Annotated in this window: 1 protein-coding gene; it reads left to right on the forward strand. The window is 76.2% G+C overall.

Annotation, left to right across the window (positions count from 1 at the left end):
* Positions 1-7 precede the first annotated feature (7 nt).
* A complete protein-coding gene (locus HB370_RS35715; protein WP_030779986.1) occupies positions 8-19,891 on the forward strand; it encodes a non-ribosomal peptide synthetase in 19,884 nt (6,627 codons plus the stop codon).
* Positions 19,892-19,931: the final 40 nt, after the last annotated feature.

The raw sequence follows: 19,931 nt of genomic DNA on the forward strand, positions 1-19,931 counted from the left end.
GACGACCATGACGTCTTCGACCCCTTCCAACTCCTTCGACTCTTCCTCGGGTTCCGCCCGCCCCTCCGGTCCGTCCCGGCGGGACCGTGCCGAGGCGCTGCCCGAGCAGATGCGGGAGGCGCTGCGGCGGCGCCTGGCCGGCCGGGCCGCCGACGGCGCGCCGGCCGCCCGGCGGGGCATCCCGCGCGCCGACCGGGACCGCCCGCTGCCGCTGTCGTTCGCCCAGCAGCGCCTGTGGTTCCTGGACCGGCTGCGGCCCGGCGACGCCCGCTACAACAGCGCGGTCGCGGTCCGCTTCACCGGCGCGGCGGACCCCGAGGCGCTGCGCACGGCCCTCGCCACCGTCGTCGCCCGGCACGAGGCCCTGCGCACCACCTTCGAGGAGACCGACGGCCGCCCGGCGCAGCGCGTCCACCCGGCCGTCCCGGTGCCGCTCCCGGTCCGGGACACCCGCGACCTGGACGCGGACCTGCTGGCGGAGTACTCCCGCCCCTTCGACCTCGCGCACGGTCCGCTGCTGCGCGCCCTGCTGCTGCGCGAGTCGGCCACCGCGCACGTCCTGATGCTGACGGCGCATCACATCGTCACGGACGGCTGGTCGATGGGCGTGGTGCTGGACGAACTGTGCACCGCCTACGACGCCTTGGCGCGCGGCAGGGCCCCCGAGCTGCCCCCGGTGCCGACGCAGTACCCGGACTTCGCCGTCTGGCAGCGCGCCCAGCTCTCCGGCACCCGCCTGGAGCGCGAACTCGCCCACTGGAAGGAGAGACTGGCCGGGACGGTGGCGCCCGAGCTGCCCCTGGACCGGCCACGGCGCGGCGAGGAGGCGGGCGAGGGCGCCGTGCACACCTTCACCGTCCCGGCCCCCCTGACCGCGCGCCTGCGCGACCTCGCGGCCGAACGGCACGGCACCCTGCACACCGCGCTGGTCGCCGCCGTCCAGGCGCTGCTGGCCCGCTGGTCCGGGCAGGACGACATCGCCGTGGGCTCCCTCACCCCCGGCCGGCCCCGCACCGACCTCGAACGGACCGTCGGATTCTTCGTCAACACCGTCGTGCTGCGGACCCCGGTGGACACCTCCGGATCCTTCCGCGACCTGCTGACGAGGGCCGCCGGCACGGTGAGTGACGCCTTCGCCCACGGCGACACGCCGTTCGAACGGATCGTGGAGGCGGTCGGCGCGCCCCGCGAGGCGGGCCGCAACCCGCTGTTCGACGTGATGGTGCTGCTGCACCCCGCCCCGCCCGCCGCGACCGCCCCGCACGGCCTCGCCGCCACCCCGGTCACCGTGCCCCGGCGGGCGGCCACCTTCGACCTGAGCATCGAGTTCGTGCCGGACGGCGCCGGCCTGACCGGACTGCTGGAGTACCGCACCGACCTGTTCGACGCCGGCACCGCCGAGCGGCTGGCCGGACAGCTGCTGCATCTGCTCCAGGGCGCGGCCGAGGCACCGGACCGCCCGCTGGACAGCCTGCCGCTGCTGTCCGGGGCGGAGCTGCGGCAGGTCCTGCGCGACTGGAGCGCCGGCCCCCGGCAACCCCTGCCCGAGGCCAGCCACCCGGAGCTCTTCCAGCGCCGCGCGGCCCGCACCCCGGGCGCCCTCGCCCTCGTCGCGGGCGGCGAACGGCTGGACTACGGCACGCTCAACGCCCGCGCCAACCGGCTCGCCCACCACCTCATCGCGCTCGGCGCCGGCCCCGAACGGCTGGTCGCGCTGCGGCTGCCGCGCACCGCCGACATGATCACCGCGATCCTCGCCGTGTGGAAGTCCGGTGCCGGCTATCTGCCGCTGGACCCGGCGCTGCCCGAGGAACGCGTCCGGTTCCTGCTGGACGACGTCCGCCCGGCCCTGGTCCTGGACGAGGCCGCGCTGCGCGCCGTACCCGCGACCGTCCCGGACACCGACCCCACCGACGCCGACCGGCGCGCCCCGCTCGATCCGGAGCACACCGCGTACGTCATCCACACCTCCGGCTCCACCGGCCGCCCCAAGGGCGTGGCCGTGTCCCACCGCGCGGCGGCCCACCTGCTGGCCGCGCACCGGTCCGGCTTCGTCGCCGAGGCGGGCGGCGGCCCCCTGCGGGTCGCGCTCACCGCGTCCTTCTCCTTCGACACCTCCCTCGAAGGCGTGCTGCTGCTGGCCGACGGCCACCCGCTGCACCTGGTGGACGAGGACACCCGGATGGACCCGGCCGCCCTGGTCGAGTACGTGGTCGAGCACCGGATCGACTTCCTCGACCTCACCCCCTCCTACCTGCGGCAACTGCTGCCCGCCGGGCTGCTCACCGATCCCCGGCACCGCCCCCGCGTCCTCATGCTCGGCGGCGAGCCGGCCGGTCCCGCGCTGTGGCGGGAGCTGGCCGCCCACCCGGACGTGACCGCGTACAACTTCTACGGCCCCACCGAGTGCACGGTCGACGCCCTGTCCTGCCGGATCGACGGCAGCGACCGTCCGCTGGTGGGCCGCCCGCTGCCCGGGCTGCGGGCGTATGTGCTGGACGCCCGGCTCCGGCCGGTGCCGCCCGGCGTCGGCGGCGAGCTATACCTGGCGGGCCCGCAGCTCGCCCGGGGCTACACCGGCCGGCCGGGGCTGACCGCGGCCCGCTTCCTCGCCGACCCGTTCGGGGCGCCGGGGGAGCGGATGTACCGCACCGGCGACCTGGCCCGCTGGACCGCCGACGGCCGCCTCGACTACCTCGGCCGCGCCGACGACCAGGTCAAGGTGCGCGGCCACCGCATCGAGCCCGGCGAGATCGAGGCCGCCCTGCTCGCCCTGGACGGCATCACCGCCGCCGCGGTCGTCGCCGTGCCCGACCCGCACGGCCACACCCGCCTGGCCGCCTACGTCGTCCCCGCGCCCGGCGCGCCCCGGCCCACCCCCGCCGGTCTGCGGGCGGCCCTGCTCCGGGTGCTGCCCGAGGCGCTGGTGCCGTCCTCCTTCACCCCGCTCCAGGCGCTGCCGCTGACCACCAGCGGCAAGCTGGACCGCCGCGCCCTCCCCGCCCCCGAACACACCGTGGAGGAACGGGAGTTCACCGCACCGCGCACCCCGGAGGAGGAGCTCCTCGCCGGTATCTGGGCCGAGGTGCTCGGGGTGGACCGGGTGGGCGTCACCGACAACTTCTTCGAGCTGGGCGGCGACTCCATCCTCGGCATCCAGGCCGTCTCCCGGGCCCGCGCCGCCGGGCTCGACATCGGCTCCCAGGACGTCTTCCGGCACCAGACGGTCGCCGACCTGGCCGCCGCCGCGCCCCGCCGCACCACCGCCGTACCCGCGCCCCGGCGCCCGCAGGAGGACGGGCCCGCCCCGCTCACCCCGGTCCAGGAGTGGTTCTTCGCCACGCACGGGCCGCTGCGCCACTTCGGCATGTCGATGCTGCTCGACCTGCCCCACGACCTCGACGCGCGGGCACTGGAACGGGCACTGGACGCGGTGGTCGCCCACCACCCGGCCCTGCGCACCCGCTTCACCCGCACCGGGGACACCTGGCGGCAGCACCCCGGCACCGGCCCGGCCGGCGACCTGCTGACTCGCTGCGCCCCCGGCACCGCGCCCGCCGAGGCGGCCCGCGCCGCCCGCGCCGCGCTGGACCCGGCCACCGGCACCCTGCTGCGCGCCGCCCTGCTCACCGGCCCGGACCGCCCGCAACTCTTCCTCACCGCGCACCACTTGGCCGTCGACAGCGTCTCCTGGCGGATCCTGCTCACCGACCTGGAAACCGCCTACCGGCAGGCCGCCGCGGGCGAGGAACCGCGACTGGAGCCGGAACACACCCCGTTCACCACCTGGGCGCACGCCCTCGCCGACCGGGTCCGGTCCGGCGGCCTCGACGACGACCTGCCCTACTGGACACGGCAGACCGCCGAGCCGCCCGCCCCGCTCCCCGTCGACCTGCCCGGCACCCCGCTCGCCGGTTCCGTGCGCACCGTCCGTACCCGGGTGGACCGGGCCACCACCGAGGCCCTGCTGCGCAAGGTGCCGGGCGTCTACCGCACCCAGGTCAACGACGTGCTGCTGAGCGCGCTGGGCCGGGTGCTGGCCGACTGGACGGGCACCGACCGGGTGACCGTCGCCCTGGAGGGCCACGGCCGCGAGGAGGACCTGGCCGCGGGCGCCGACCTGGCCCGCACGGTCGGCTGGTTCACCACCCAGTACCCCGTCACCCTCACCCCGGCGGACCCCGGCGACTGGGGGGCCACCCTCAAGGCGGTCAAGGAACGGCTGCGGGCCGTGCCCCGGCGCGGCCTCGGCTACCAGGCCCTCGGCCACCTCGGATCGCCCCGGCCCGAGGCCCGGGCGCTCGGCGAACTCCCGCTGCCCCAGGTGTGCTTCACCTACCACGGCCAATGGGAGGCGCCCGCCGCGGGCGACTTCGCGCCCGTCGCCGACGTACCCGGCACCGACATGGACCCCGGCGCGCCCCTGGACCACCTCCTGGACGTGTCCGCCCTGGTCGCCGACGGCGAGCTGGAGATCACCTGGCACTACAGCGACCAGGTGCACCACACCGGCACCGTACGGCGGCTGGCCGACGCCATGGTGGCCGCGCTCGCATCCATCGCCGAGCACTGCGCCCGGCCCGGCGCGGGCGGCCGCACCCCCTCCGACTTCCCGCTGGCCCGCCTGGACCAGGCCGGAGTGGACCGCCTCGTGGGCGACGGGCGGGACGTGGAGGACCTGCTGCCGCTCACCCCGCTCCAGGAGGGCATGCTCTTCCACCGGCTGGTCGGCGGACCGGACGACGTGTACGTGGACCAGGCCGCCCTCCTGCTGGACGGCGTCACCGACCCAGACGCCCTCGCCCTGGCCTGGCAGCGGGTGACCGACCGCACCCCGGCCCTGCGCACCTCGGTGGTGTGGGAGGGCGTGCCCGTGCCGCTCCAGGTTGTTCACCGTCAAGTAGCTGTTCCGATCGAGCAGTTGGACTGGCGGGAGCTGGACGAGCGGGAACGGGCCGGACGGCTGGAGCGGCTGCGCGCCGACGACCTCGCGCGCGGCCTGGACCTCGGCACGGCACCGCTGACGCGGCTCACCCTGATCCGGCTGCCCGACGCCCGGCTGCACCTGCTGTGGACCTCCCACCACCTGATCCTGGACGGCTGGAGCCTCGCCCAGGTGCTCACCGACGTGTTCGAGGAGTACGCGGCCCTCACCGCCGGCACCGCGCCACGGCCCCCGGCGCGGCGGCCGTTCGGCGACTACGTACGCTGGCTGGCCGGCCGGGACACCGAGGCCGCCCGCGCGCACTGGCGGACCGTCCTCGCCGGGTTCGCCACCCCCACCCCGCTGCCCGCCGACCGCGTCCGCCGCCCCGGCCACGAGACCCGCTCCGGCCGTGTGCACACCGCCGCCCTGTCCGACGAGGTCTCCGCGCGCCTCGCCCGCACCGCCCGCGCCGCGGGGCTCACCCTGGGCACCGTCGTCCAGGGCGCCTGGGCACTGCTGCTGTCCCGCTACGCCGCCGAGCCGGACGTGCTGTTCGGCACCACCGTCTCCGGACGCCCCGACGACCTGCCCGGCGCCGAGTCCATGGTGGGCATGTTCATCAACACCCTGCCCACCCGCGTCCGTGTGGACGACACGGGCACCGCGGCCGACTGGCTCCGGAGGCTCCAGGAAGAGCAGGCCGAGGCCCGGCGGTTCGCCGACGTGTCCCTCGCCGAACTGACCGCGCTGAGCGACGTACCCGCCGGCAGCCCGCTGTTCGACAGCATGGTCGCCTTCGAGAACTACCCCTTCGACCAGGCGCGTTCCGCCGCCACCGGCATCCGCCTGGCCGACGTCTCGGCCCGCGACGCCACCAACTACCCGCTGGTGCTGCGTGCTTACCAGGGTGAGCGGTTCGGCTTCGACCTCGGCTACGACCCCGAGCTGTTCGACGCCGCGACCGTACGCTCCCTCGCCGGCCGGCTGTGCCTGCTGCTCACCGAGCTGGCCGACGACCCGGACCGGCCCGTGCGAGCCCTCGCCTGGACCACGGCCGAGGAGCGGCACCGGATGCTCACGGACTGGAACGGCACCGCCGAGGGCCGGCCCGCCGGCACCCTGGACGCCCTGTTCACCGCCCAGGCCGCCCGCACCCCCGACGCCGAGGCCGTCACCTGCGGCGGCGAACGGCTCGACTACGCCACCCTGGACGCGCGGTCCGGCCGCCTCGCGCACCGGCTCGCCGAACTCGGCGCCGGACCCGAGACGTTCGTCGCCCTCGCCCTGCCCCGCTCCACCGACCTCGTCGTGGCCGTCCTCGCCGTTCTGAAGACCGGCGCCGCCTACCTGCCCATCGACCCCGCCCTGCCCGCCGAGCGCGTCCGGCACCTGCTGGACGACGCCCGGCCGGTGTCACTCGTCACCACCGGGCAGACCCTGGCGGACACCGGCGTCCCCCGGGTGCCGCTGGACGACCCGGAGGTACGCGCCGACCTCGCCCGCCGCCCGGCCGCCGGCCCGCCCCGCCGCGCGCTGCCCGAGAGCCCCGCCTACGCCATCTACACCTCCGGCTCCACCGGCCGCCCCAAGGGCGTCGTCGTCCCGCACGCGAACGTCGTCCGGCTGTTCACCCGCACCCGGGCCTGGTTCGGCTTCGGTCCCGACGACGTGTGGACGCTGTTCCACTCCTACGCCTTCGACTTCTCGGTGTGGGAGCTGTGGGGTCCGCTGCTGCACGGCGGCCGGCTCGTGATCGTCCCCGAGGACACCGCCCGCTCACCGGAGGACTTCCTGCGCCTGCTCGCCGACGAAGGGGTCACCGTCCTCAACCAGACCCCGTCCGCCTTCTACCCGCTGATCCGCGCCGACGCCGAACTCCCCGAGGTGAGCCGGAGGCTGACGCTGCGCACGGTGGTGTTCGGCGGCGAGGCGCTGGACGTCGCCCGGCTCGCCGACTGGTACGCCCGCCACCCGGACACCGCGCCCCGCCTGGTGAACATGTACGGCATCACCGAGACCACCGTGCACGTCACCTACGCCCCGCTGGACGCCCCGGCGGCCCACGCCGGCACCGCGAGCCCCATCGGCACCGGCATCCCCGACCTCAGGCTCTACGTCCTCGACGGCCGCCTGGAGCCGGTACCGCCCGGCGCCGTCGGCGAACTCTACGTCGCCGGCGAGGGCCTGGCCCGTGGCTACCTCAACCGCCCCGGACTCACCGCGACCCGCTTCCCCGCCGACCCGTTCGGCCGCCCCGGCACCCGCATGTACCGCACCGGCGACCGGGCCCGCTGGCGGGCCGACGGGACCCTGGAGTACCTGGGCCGCGCCGACCAGCAGGTGAAGATCCGCGGCTACCGCATCGAGCCCGGCGAGATCGAGGCCGCCCTGCACCGCCACCCGGGCGTCGGCGCGGCCACCGTCGGCGCCTACGAGGACGCCGCCGGTACCCGCCGGCTCGTCGCCCACGTCGTCGGCACCGGCACCGGCGACCGCGCCGTACCGCCTCCCTCCGCCGCCGAACTCCGCGCCCATCTGGCGGGGTTGCTGCCCGCGCACATGGTGCCGGCCGCCTATGTGCCGCTGGCCGCGCTGCCGCTCACCGTCAACGGCAAGCTCGACCGGCGCGCCCTGCCCGCGCCCGGCCCCGACGGCTTCGCCGCCGACGCCGGCCGGACCCCGCCGCGCACCCCCGCCGAACGGCTGGTCGCCGCCGCCTGGACGGACGTCCTGGACACCGACGAGGTCGGCGCCGACGACGACTTCTTCGCCCTCGGCGGCGACTCCATCCTCGCCGTGCGCGTCACCTCCCGGCTGCGGGCCGCCTTCGGCACCGACATCTCGCCCCGGCTGCTGTTCACCCACTCCACGCTGTCCGGCCTCGCCGCCGAGCTGGGCGAGCCCCGCGCCGGGAGCACCACCGCCGACGCCATCCCGGCCACCGACCCGGACACCGCGGCCCCCCTGTCGTACGCCCAGCAACGCCTGTGGTTCCTCGACCGGTTCGAGCCGGGCGGCACCGCGTACACCACCCTGTCCGTGCTGCGCCTGCGCGGCGCCCTGGACACCGGCGCGCTCGGCACCGCGCTGGACGGCCTGGTCGCCCGGCACGAGGCACTGCGCACCACCTTCGCCGAACACGACGGACAGGCACGGCAGTTCGTGCACCCGCCACGGCCCGTGAACCTCCCGGTGGACGACCTCGCGGACAGCGCGGCGCTGGACGCCCTGCTGGACCGCGAGGCCGCCACCCCCTTCGACCTGACCGCCGGGCCGCTGCTGCGGGCCCGCCTGGCCCGGCTCGCCGCCGACGACCACGTCCTCGTGCTGGCCGTCCACCACATCGTCACCGACGGCTGGTCCGGCGGTGTGCTGGCCCGGGACCTCGGCGAGCTGTACACCGCGGCCCTGGAAGGCCGCCGCCCCGACCTGCCCGGCCTGCCCGTCCGCTACGCCGACTACGCCGCCTGGCAGCGCGCCCGGACCGAGCGGGCGGAGTCCGGCCTCGCCTACTGGCGCGAGGCCCTGGACGGCGTGGTCCCGCTGGAACTGCCCACCGACCGGCCCCGCCCCGCCGTCCGCACCCGGGACGGCGCCCTGCTGACCTTCACCCTGCCCGCCGCCCTCACCGAGCGGCTGCGCGAGCGCGGCCGGGAAGCCGACGCCACCCTCTACATGACCCTGGTGACGGCCTGCCAGGTCCTCCTCGCCCGCTGGGCGGGCCAGGAGGACATCACCGTCGGCACCGTCACCGCCGGCCGGGACCGGCCCGAACTGCACGATGTTGTCGGCATGTTCGTCAACACCCTGGTGCTGCGCGCCCGGGTCCGCCCCGACCTGCCCTTCCGGGAACTGCTGGCCGAGGTGCGCACCACCGTCCTGGAGGCGTCCGCCCACCAGGAGGTGCCCTTCGAACGCGTCGTGGACGCCGTCCAGCCCGAGCGGGACACCAGCCGTACGCCGCTGTTCCAGGTCATGGTCGCCCTGCACAACCTCGACGCCGCCCCGCCCCGGCTGCCCGGCCTGACGGTGGAACCGGTCACCCCGCCGGTCCGCACCGCCACCTTCGACCTCGCCTTCGACTTCGTGGAGAGCGAGGACGGCCTCACCGGCCATCTGGAGTACAGCACCGGCCTGTTCGACGCCGACACCGCCGAACGCCTCGCCGCCCGGCTGCGTGTCCTGCTGGAGGCAGCCGCCGAGGACCCCGGGCGGCAGGTGGGCCGGCTGCCGCTGATGACCGGCGACGAACGGCGCCAGGTGCTCCGCCACGGCCGGGGCGCCACGCTGCCCGCGCCGGACACCACCTTCCCCGCCCTCTTCGAGGCCCAGGCCGCCCGCACCCCCCACCACACCGCCCTGGCCGCCCGCGACACCACCCTCGACTTCGCCACGCTCAACCGGCGCGCCAACCGGCTCGCCCACCACCTCATCGCCCGGGGCGCCGGCCCCGAGGACGTGATCGCCGTACGCCTGCCGCGCACCACCGACCTGATGGTCGCCCTGCTCGCGGTCCTCAAGGCGGGCGCCACCCTGCTCTGCCTGGACCCCGAACTGCCGCGGGCCAGGCAGGACTTCCTGCTCGCCGACGCCCGCCCGCACACCCTGCTGACCGGCCTCGACGAGGTGCCCTGGGACCGGCTGCCCGACCGCGACCCGACCGACGCCGACCGCGTCCGGCCCCTGCTGCCCCGGCACACCGCCTACCTCGTCTACACCTCCGGCTCCACCGGCCGCCCCAAGGGCGTCGCCGTCGAACACCGGCAGCTGGTCAACCTCTGCCACGACCATCGCGAGGGCCTGCTCGCCCCGCACACCACGGACGGGCGCCGGCTGCGGGCCGCGCTCAGCGCCTCCTTCTCCTTCGACACCTCCTGGGAGGGACCTCTGCTCCTCGCCCTCGGCCACGAGGTGCACCTCATAGACGAGGACGTCCGCCTGGATCCGCGGGCGTTCTGCGCCCAGGTCGCCGAGCACCGCCTGGACCTGGTCAACGTCACCCCGTCGTTCCTGCGCGAACTCACCGCCGCCGGACTGCTCGCCCCCGGCCGCCACCACCCGCGCCTGCTGCTCGTCGGCGGCGAGGCCGTCACCCCGGCGCTGTGGCGCGAACTCGCCCGCGCCGAGGAGGAGCTGGGCGTGGCCGTGTACAACATGTACGGGCCCACCGAGTGCACCGTCGACGCCGTCTACGGCCGTACCGCCGACCGCCCCGGCCACCCGGTCATCGGCCGCCCCGGCGGCGGCCTGCGCGCCTACGTCCTCGACGGCGCCCTCAGCCCGGTGCCGCCCGGTGTGCCCGGCGAGCTGTACCTGGCCGGGGCGCAGGTGGCCCGCGGCTACCTGGGCCGGCCCGGCCTCACCGCCGCCCGCTTCCTCGCCGACCCGTTCGGCGAGCCGGGGGAGCGGATGTACCGCACCGGGGACCGGGCCCGCTGGGACCGGGACGGGCTGCTGGAGTTCCTCGGCCGGGCGGACGAACAGGTCAAGATCCGCGGGTTCCGCATCGAGCCCGGCGAGGTGGAGGCCGCCCTGCTGGACCACCCCGACGTCGCCGACGCCGCGGTGGCCGCCCGCGAGCACGCCGGCCGGCTCATGCTCGTCGGCTATGTGGTGCCCGCCGCCGGCCGCGTCCCGTCCGCCGACGCCCTGCGCCTCGCGCTGCGCCGCACCCTGCCCGACCACATGGTGCCCGCCGCGTTCGTCCCGCTCGCCCGCATACCGCGCACCACCAGCGGCAAGACCGACCGGCGCGCCCTGCCCGCCCCGCCCGCGCGCCCCGACGGCACCACCCCCTACGTCGCCCCCCGGCCCGGCACCGAGGAACGGCTGGCCGCGATCTGGGCCGAGGTGCTCGGCGTCGAACGCGTCGGCGCCCGCGACAACTTCTTCACCCTCGGCGGCGACTCCATCCTGAGCATCCAGATCGTCTCCCGCGCCCGGCAGGCCGGACTGGCCCTCACCACCAAGGACGTCTTCCGGCACCAGACCGTCGCGGAACTCGCCCTGTGCGCCAAGGAGTCCACGCCGCGCTCGGTCGTCGAGGAGACCGGCGAGGCGCCGCTGACCCCGATCCAGCGCTGGTACCTGGACGGCCGCGACCCCGCCCGGCCGCTGCGGTTCACCATGACCCAGCGCCTCGAACTCGCCGCCGGCACCCGCTCCCCGGCGCTGGAGCAGGCCACCGAGGCCGTCGTCCGCCGCCACGCGGCCCTGCGCACCCGGTTCCGCCATACCCCCGACGGCTGGCGCCAGGAGGCGCTGCCCGCAGCACCGGACGGCGTGTTCACCCGGCACGACGTGGCCGCGCTGGACGACCCTGCGCTGGAGCGCGAGGCCCAACGGCTCACCCAGGAGGCGCAGACCGCCCTCGACCCCACGGCCGGACGGGTCGTCCGCGTCCTGTTCCTCGACCGCGGCCCGCGACGATCGGGCCAACTCGTCATCACAGCCCACCACTTGGTGATCGACGGTGTGTCCTGGCGCATCCTGCTCGCCGACCTGGAAGCCGCCCACCGGGCGGCCGCGGCCGGCCGGCCCGCCGACCCGCCCGCCGCCGGCACCCCCTACGGCCACTGGGCCGCCCGCCTCGAGCGGCACACCCGCTCCGGCGCCCTGGACGCCGACCTGCCGTACTGGACCCGCACCGGCGAGGCCCCCGCCGAACTGCCCGCCGGACGCCCCGGACCCAACACCCACGGCACCGCAGCCACCCTCACCGTCACCCTGGACCAGCCCGCCACCGACGCCCTGCTGCGCCGGGTCCCGGAGACCTACCGCACCCAGGTCAACGACGTCCTGCTCAGCGCGCTCGGCCGCACCCTGGCCCGCTGGTGCGGACGCGACACCGTCCTGCTGGGCGTCGAGGGCCACGGCCGGGAGGAGCTGTTCGCGGACGTGGACCTGTCCCGGACCGTCGGCTGGTTCACCGCCGAGTACCCCCTCGCGCTGCGCGTCGCCCCGGACGCCGGCTGGCACGACACCCTCCGCTCGGTCAAGGAACAACTGCGCGCGGTCCCGCTGCACGGCCTGAGCCACGGCGCCTTGCGCCACCTGCTGCCCGGCAGCCCCCTCGCCGGCGCCCCGGCCCCCCGGGTCGGCTTCAACTACCACGGCCAGTGGGACACCGACAACGCCGACGGCCTGTTCCGCGCCGCCCTGCCCCCGGCGGGCCGCGACACCGACCCGGACGAACCCCGCCCCTACCTGCTGGACATCACCGGCGTCGTCCAGCACGGCCGCCTCGAACTCGGCTGGACCTACCCGGCCGCCGTCTACGACGAGGCCACCGTCCGCCGGCTCGCCGAGGACACCCTCACCGCCCTGCGCGAGATCGTGGCGCACTGTGCGGACCCCGAGGCAGGCGGCCGTACCCCTTCCGACTTCCCCCTCGCCGGCCTCGGCCAGGAACAGCTGGACCGGCTCGTCGGCACCGGCCGGCACGTCGAGGACGTCCTGCCGCTCACCCCGCTCCAGTCCGGCATGCTCTTCCACGGCCTCGTCGACACCGAGCACGCCTACTTCGACCGCACCGCCGTACGGCTGTCCGGGGTGGCCGACCCGGGCGCCTTCGCCGCCGCCTGGCAGCAGGTCGCCGACCGCACCCCGGCGCTGCGCACCAGCGTCCACTGGCACGGCCTGCCCCACCCCGTGCAGGTCGTCCACCGCCACGCCGAACTGCCCGTCACCCACCTCGACTGGCGCACCCTGACCCCCGCCGAGCGCGCCGCGGCCACCGAACGGCTGCTCGCCGAGGACCGCGCGGCCGGCCTGGACCTCACCAGCGCGCCGCTCACCCGGCTCACCCTGGCCGCCCTGCCCGGCGACGAGGTGCTGCTGCTGTGGTCCACCCACCACATCGTCCTCGACGGCTGGAGCACCGGACAGCTGCTCACCGAGGTCTGCGCACGCTACGCGGCCCTCACCGGCGGCCCCGAGGAAGCACCCCCGGCACGGCGGCCCTTCGCGGACTTCCTGCACTGGCTGCGCGCGCAGGACGAGACGGCCGCCGAACGGCACTGGGCCGACGCGCTCGCCGGATTCACCGTCCGCACCCCGCTGCCGTACGACCGCACGCCCGCCGAGGCCCACCGCGCCCGCTCCGCCGCCGCCGTCCACCGCGAACTGGACCCGGAGCTCTCCCGGCGCCTGAGGGAGAGCGCCGCCCGCGCCGGACTCACCGTCAACACCGTGGTGGAGGGCGCCTGGGCGCTGCTGCTGGCCCGCTCCGGCGGCCGGGACGACGTGGTGTTCGGCACCACCGTCTCCGGCCGCCCGGCCGAACTGCCCGGCGTCGAAGGCATGATCGGCATGTTCGTCAACACCGTGCCGACCCGGGTCCGGGTCCCCGCCGGGCCGGTGCTGCCGTGGCTGCACGACCTCCAGGAACGGCAGAGCGACGCCCGCCGCTTCGACTTCCTCGCCCTGCCCCGCATCCAGGCCGTCAGTGAAGTCCCGCCCGGGGAACCGCTGTTCGACAGCATGGTGGTGTTCGAGAACTACCCCGTGGACGAGTCGGCGACCGCCCGCACCGGTGTCCGGGTCGAGGAGGTGCGCGCCGACGACGCCACCACCTTCGCCTGGTGCCTGCGCGCCCACCTGGACGAACGGCTCGGCTTCGAACTGGCCTACGACCCCGCGCTGTTCGACGCCGGAACCGCCGAGCGCGCCGCCGGCCGGCTGGCCACCCTGCTCACCACCCTCGCCGACGGCTTCGACACCGACCTGGCCGCACTGGACCCGCTCACCCCGGCCGACCGCGAGCTGCTGGCCGCCTGGAACACCACCGCCCGCCCGGCCGACCCGCGCAGCCCCGTGGACCTGTTCGCCGAGCAGGCCCGCCGCACCCCGGACGCGGTCGCGGTCCATGACGGCGACCGCGAGCTGACCTACCGCGAACTGCACGAATGGGCACGGGCGTCGGCCGACCGGTTGCTGGCCGGCGGGCTGGCCCCGGAGGACCGGGTGGCCCTGCTGATGGACCGCTCCGCCGAACTCGTCGTCGCCCAGCTCGCGGTCCTGCTGGCCGGCGGCGCCTACGTCCCCGTCGACACCCGCGCCCCCGCCGAACGCCGCCGCACCCTGCTCGCCCAGGCCGGCGCGACCACCCGCCTCACGGCAGCGGACGTGACCGCGGCCCGTACCGGCACGGCGGGGCACCGGTTGCCGCCCGCCGACCCCGACCGGCTGGCCTACGTGATGTTCACCTCCGGCTCCACCGGACTGCCCAAGGCCGTCGCGGTACGGCACCGGGACGTGGCGGCGCTGGCCACCGACAGCCGGTTCGCCGGCGGGGTGTGCGACCGCGTGCTGCTGCACTCGCCGGTGGCGTTCGACGCGGCCACCTTCGAGGTGTGGGCGCCTCTGCTCAACGGCGGCCGCGTGGTCGTGGCACCCGGCGAGAGCGTGGACGCGGCCCTGCTGCGCCGGCTCGCCGCCGACGGCGGGCTCACCGCGCTGTGGCTGACCGCCGGACTGTTCCGGCTGCTCGCCCAGGACGCCCCCGACTGCTTCCGGGGCCTGACCCAGGTGTGGACCGGCGGCGACGTCGTCCCCGCCCCCGCCGTGCGCCGCGTGCTGGCCGCCTGCCCCGGACTGACCGTCGTGGACGGCTACGGCCCCACCGAGACCACCACCTTCGCCACCTCCTTCGCCCTCACCGACCCGGCGGCCGTGCCGGACACCGTCCCCATCGGCCGGCCGCTCGACGACATGCGGGCACACCTCCTCGACGCCCGGCTGCGCCCCGTACCGCCGGGCTGCCCGGGCGAGCTGTACCTGGCCGGAGAGGGCGTCGCCCGCGGCTATCTGGGCCGCCCCGGCGAGAGTGCCTCCCGCTTCCTCGCCGACCCCTTCGGCCCGCCCGGCACCCGCATGTACCGCACGGGCGACCTGGCCCGGCGGCGCCCGGACGGCACCGTGGAGTTCCTGGGCCGGGCCGACGACCAGGTCAAGATCCGCGGCTTCCGGGTCGAGCCCGGCGAGGCCGAGGCCGCGCTCGCCGCCCACCCGGGAGTGACGGACGTCGCCGTCCTGGCCCGCGAGGACCGGCCGGGCGCCAAACGGCTCGTGGCCTACGTCGTCGGAGAGGCCGGCCGGAACGCCGAGGAACTGCGGGCCTTCGCCGCCCGTACCCTGCCCGACTACCTCGTGCCCACCGCCGTGGTCCCGCTGGCCGCCCTCCCGCTCAGCGGCAACGGCAAGGTCGACCGGGCCGCCCTGCCCGCCCCCGAGGCCCTGCCGGGGCGCGCCCGGACCGAGCCCCGCACCGAGGACGAACGGCGCACGGCCGCCGTCTTCGCGGAGGTGCTGGGCAGCGAACCGCCCGGTGTGGACGACGACTTCTTCCAGCTCGGCGGCGACTCGATCCTGAGCATCCGGCTCGCCTCCCGCCTCGCCGAGGCATTCGACACCGACGTCACCCCGCGCGCGGTGTTCACCCACCCCACCCCGGCCGCCCTGGCCCGCCTCCTCGGCACGCGGCGCGGCTCCGGCCGCCCGGCGCCGGCCCCGGCCGGCCGCGGCGCCGTCGCCCCGATGTCCCACGCCCAGCAACGACTGTGGTTCCTCGAGGAGTTCGAGCCCGGCGGCACGGAGTACGTCACCGCGCTCGCCCTCAGGCTGCGCGGCACCCTGGACACCGGAGCGCTCCGCGCGGCCCTCGACGCCGTGGTGGCCCGGCACGAGTCCCTGCGCACCACCTTCGACAGCGTCGACGGACGCGGCGTCCAGATCGTCCACCCGCCCCGGGAGGTGCCGCTGCCCGTCCGCGACCTCTCCCAGGTCGCCGACTCCCTGCGCGAGCCGGAGCTGCGGCGGCTGCTCGCCGAGGACCGCGCCCGCCCCTTCGACCTGCGCGAGGGCCCGCTGCTGAGGGCCGGCCTGATCCGGCTCGGCGAGCAGGACCACGTCCTCTCCCTCGCCCTGCACCACATCGTCACCGACGGCTGGTCCACCGCCGTCCTGCTCGGCGACCTCGCCCACCACTACCGAGACCGACTCGGCGTGTCCCAAGCAGAGTTGCCGCCACTGCCGGTGCAGTACGCCGACTACGCGCACTGGCAGCGCACCACCGCCGACAGCGACGCCGACGAGCACCTCGCCCACTGGAAGGAGCGCTTGGCCGGCACCACACCGCTGGAACTGCCCACCGACCGGCCCCGCCCGCCGGTACGCACCAGCTCGGGCGCGACCACCCGGCTGACCGTGCCCGCCCCGGCCGTCACCCGGCTCACCCGGCTCGCCCGGGACCACGGCACCACCCTGTTCACCACGCTCGTCGCCGCCGCCCAGACCTACCTCGCCCGGCTCTCCGGCGCCGAGGACATCGCCGTCGGCACCGTCACCTCCGGCCGCGACCGCCCCGAGACCCAGAACCTGGTCGGATTCTTCGTCAACACCCTGGTGCTGCGCTCCCGCGCCGAGGCCGCACGGCCGTTCTCCGCGTTCCTCACCGACGTACGCCGGACCGTCCGCGACGCCTTCGCCCACCAGGACGTGCCGTTCGAACGGGTCGTGGACGCCGTCCAGCCCGAACGGGACACCAGCCGCAGCCCGCTCTTCCAGGTCATGGTCGTCCTCCAGAACACCCCGGCCGCCGACCTCGACCTGCCCGGCCTGGACGTCACCGACGTCGAACCGGAGTCGGAACAGGCCGCGTTCGACCTCACCGTGGAGTTCGCCGAGACCGGCACCGGCGCCCTGCACGGCCTGCTCACCTACAACACCGACCTGTTCGACGCGGCCACCGCCGAACGCATGGCCGCCCAGCTCGCCACCCTGCTGCGCGCCGTGGCCGAGGACCCCGACCGCCCGCTCGGCGCCCTCCCGCTGGCCTCCGACGAGGAGCTGAAGGCCCTGGCGGCGCACGGCCGGGGCGCCTTCCGTCCGGTGCCCGAGTCCACCCTGCCCGCCCTGTTCGAACGGCAGGCGGTCCGTACCCCGGACGCCGTGGCGCTGATCGACGGCGACCGGGAACTGACCTACGCCGAGGTCGACCGGGCGGCCAACCGGCTGGCCCACCGGCTCCTCGCCGACGGCGTCGGACCGGAGCGCGTGGTGGCCCTGGCGCTGCCCCGCTCGGCGGCGACCGTGGTGGCCCAGCTGGCCGTCGCCAAGGCCGGCGGCGCCTTCCTGCCCGTCGACCCCGACTACCCGGCCCCCAGAAGGGAGTTCATGATCCGGGACGCGGGCGCCCACCTGGTCCTCGGCGACCCCGCCGAGGTGTGGACCGCCGACGGACCGGACACGGCGCCCACGGACGCCGACCGCACCACCGCGCTCACCCCCGCCCACCCCGCGTACGTCATCTACACCTCCGGCTCCACCGGCACCCCCAAGGGCGTCGTGGTCACCCACCGGGGCCTCGCCTCCTTCGCCGCGGCGGCCGCGGAACAGTACGCGGCGGGCCCCGGCGACCGGGTCCTGCAGTTCGCCTCCCCGAGCTTCGACGCCTCCGTGCTGGAACTGTGCGTCTCCCTGCTCGGCGGGGCCGCGCTGGTCACCGGCGAGGAAGGACCGCTGGTCGGGGAGCGGCTCGCCGAGGTGCTCGCCGGACGGGAGATCACCCACACCCTGATCCCGCCGGCCGCGCTGGCCACCGTACCGCCCGAGACCGCCGCCGCCCTGCCCCGCTTGCGCACCCTCATCGTGGGCGCCGAGGCATGCCCCGCCGACCTCGTCGACACCTGGGCACCCGGCCGCCGGATGATCAACTCCTACGGCCCCACCGAGGCCACCGTGGTCGCCACCTGGACCGGCCCGCTCACCCCTGGCTCCGGCACCCCGTCCATCGGCCGCCCCGCAGGCACCACCCGGGTCCAGGTGCTCGACGCCGCGCTGCGCCCCGTACCGCCCGGCGTGACCGGCGAGCTGTACGTCTCCGGGCCCGGCCTGGCCCGCGGCTATCTGGGCCGGCCGGGACTGACCGCCCAGCGGTTCCTGCCCGACCCGTCCGGGGCGCCGGGGGAGCGGATGTACCGCACCGGGGACCTGGTGCGATGGACCGCCGACGGCCGGCTGCGGTTCGCCGGACGCGCCGACGACCAGGTCAAGCTGCGCGGCTACCGCATCGAACCCGGCGAGATCGAGAGCGCGCTGCGCCGCAGCCCCCTGGTCCGGGACGCGGCCGTCGTCGTCCGCGCGGACCGGGCCGGAGCGCCGGCCCGGCTCGTCGCCTACGTCGTCCCCGCCGAGCCGTCCGGCACCGCCCTGCCCGTCGGTGAACTGCGGCTGCACCTGGCCGGGTCGCTGCCCCCGCACATGGTGCCGTCGGTCTTCGTCCCGCTGGAGCGGCTGCCGCTCACCCCGAACGGCAAGACCGACCGCCGCGCGCTGCCCGCGCCCGATCCCGCCCAGGCGGCGGACGGACCGCGTACCGCGCCGCGCACCGACACCGAACGCCGGATCGCCCGGATCTGGGCCGATGTGCTCGGCATCGCCGAAGTCGGCGCCGACGACAACTTCTTCGCGCTCGGCGGCGACTCCATCCTGAGCATGCAGGTCGTCTCCCGGCTGCGCCGCGACGGGCTGCACGTGGCCACCCGGGACCTGTTCACCCACCAGACCGTCGCCGACCTCGCCACCGTCGTCCGCGCCGCGCCCCGGCGGTCCGCCGACGGCCCGGTCACCGGCGAGGTGCCGCTCACCCCGATCCAGCACTGGTTCCTCACCACCCCGCGCGCCGCCCACCACCACTTCAACCAGTCGGCACTGCTGGAACTCGACGGCACCCCCGACCCGCGCGCCCTGAGCACCGCACTCGACGCGCTGCTGGAACACCACGACGCCCTGCGCATGACGTTCACCCAAGAGCCCGGCGGCTGGCGGCAGTTCAACCCACCGCCCGCCACCGGCCAGGACATCCTGACCCGGTACGACCTGACGGGCCTGGCCGCCGACGACGCCGACGCGGCCATGGCCAAGGCCGCCGACGAACTCCACGCGAGCTTCGACCTGGCCCACGGCCCGCACCTGCGCGCGGCCCTGTTCACCGGCGCCGCCGACCGGCCCGTCTTTCTCCTCCTCGTCGCCCACCACCTGGTCGTGGACGCCGTCTCCTGGCGCATCCTGCGCGACGACCTGGAAACCGCCTACCAGCAGGCCCGCCACGGCGGCCCGGTCACCCTGGGGGAGCGGAGCACCAGCTTCCGGGAGTGGTCCCGGCGGCTCGCCGCACACGTCGCCGAGGGCGGCCTCGACCACGAACTGCCCTACTGGGAAAAGGCGGTGAACACCGAGGAGCCCCCGGCCCCGGCCGCCGGCGCCGGACCGGCCGCCACGGTGGACGTGGAACTCGGCGAAGAGGACACCACCGCCCTGCTGCGCTCCGCCCCCACCGCCTACCGCACCCGCGTCAACGACGTCCTGCTCGCCGCCCTCGCCCTCGCCCTGGCCCGCTGGACGGGACGCGACCGGGTCCGCCTGGACCTGGAGGGACACGGCCGCGAGGACCTGCTCGACGGCATAGACCTGACCCGCACCGTCGGCTGGTTCACCACCGTCCACCCCGTGGCCCTCCAGGTGCCCGACCCCGGCGACCTCGGCCCGGACCGGGACTGGCGGTCGCTGGTGAAGTCGGTGCGCCGCCAGCTGCGCGCGGTCCCCGGCAACGGCATCGGCTTCGGCGCGTTGCGCACCTTCGGCCCGCCCGAGGTCCGCGAACGCCTCGGCGGCACCGCGCACAGCCAGGTGGTGTTCAACTACCTCGGCCAGTGGGACGCCCGCCCCGACACGGCGGACGGCGGCCTGGTCCGCGCCGAACACGGCTCCTTCGGACAGGACCACGACCCCCGGGACCCCGGCTCCCACCCGCTGGAGGTGGTCGGCGCCGTCCAGCACGGCCGGCTCGCCTTCACCTGGCACCACCGGCCCGGCGTCCACGACACCGCGACCGTGCGCCGGGTGGCCGAGGAGTTCGCCACCGCCCTGCGCCACCTCGCCCGGCACGCCAGGGGAGGCCGGTGACGACCCTCCGCCGACGCGCCCCCCACGGCCCCCGCTCACC

The sequence above is a fragment of the Streptomyces sp. DSM 40868 genome (assembly GCF_011820545.1).
Classification (GTDB): domain Bacteria; phylum Actinomycetota; class Actinomycetes; order Streptomycetales; family Streptomycetaceae; genus Streptomyces; species Streptomyces eurythermus.

What these genes read in the sequence shown, in the direction of transcription:
- HB370_RS35715 (WP_030779986.1), top strand. Translation starts at nt 8, where the DNA reads ATGACGTCTTCGACCCCTTCCAACTCCTTCGACTCTTCCTCGGGTTCC.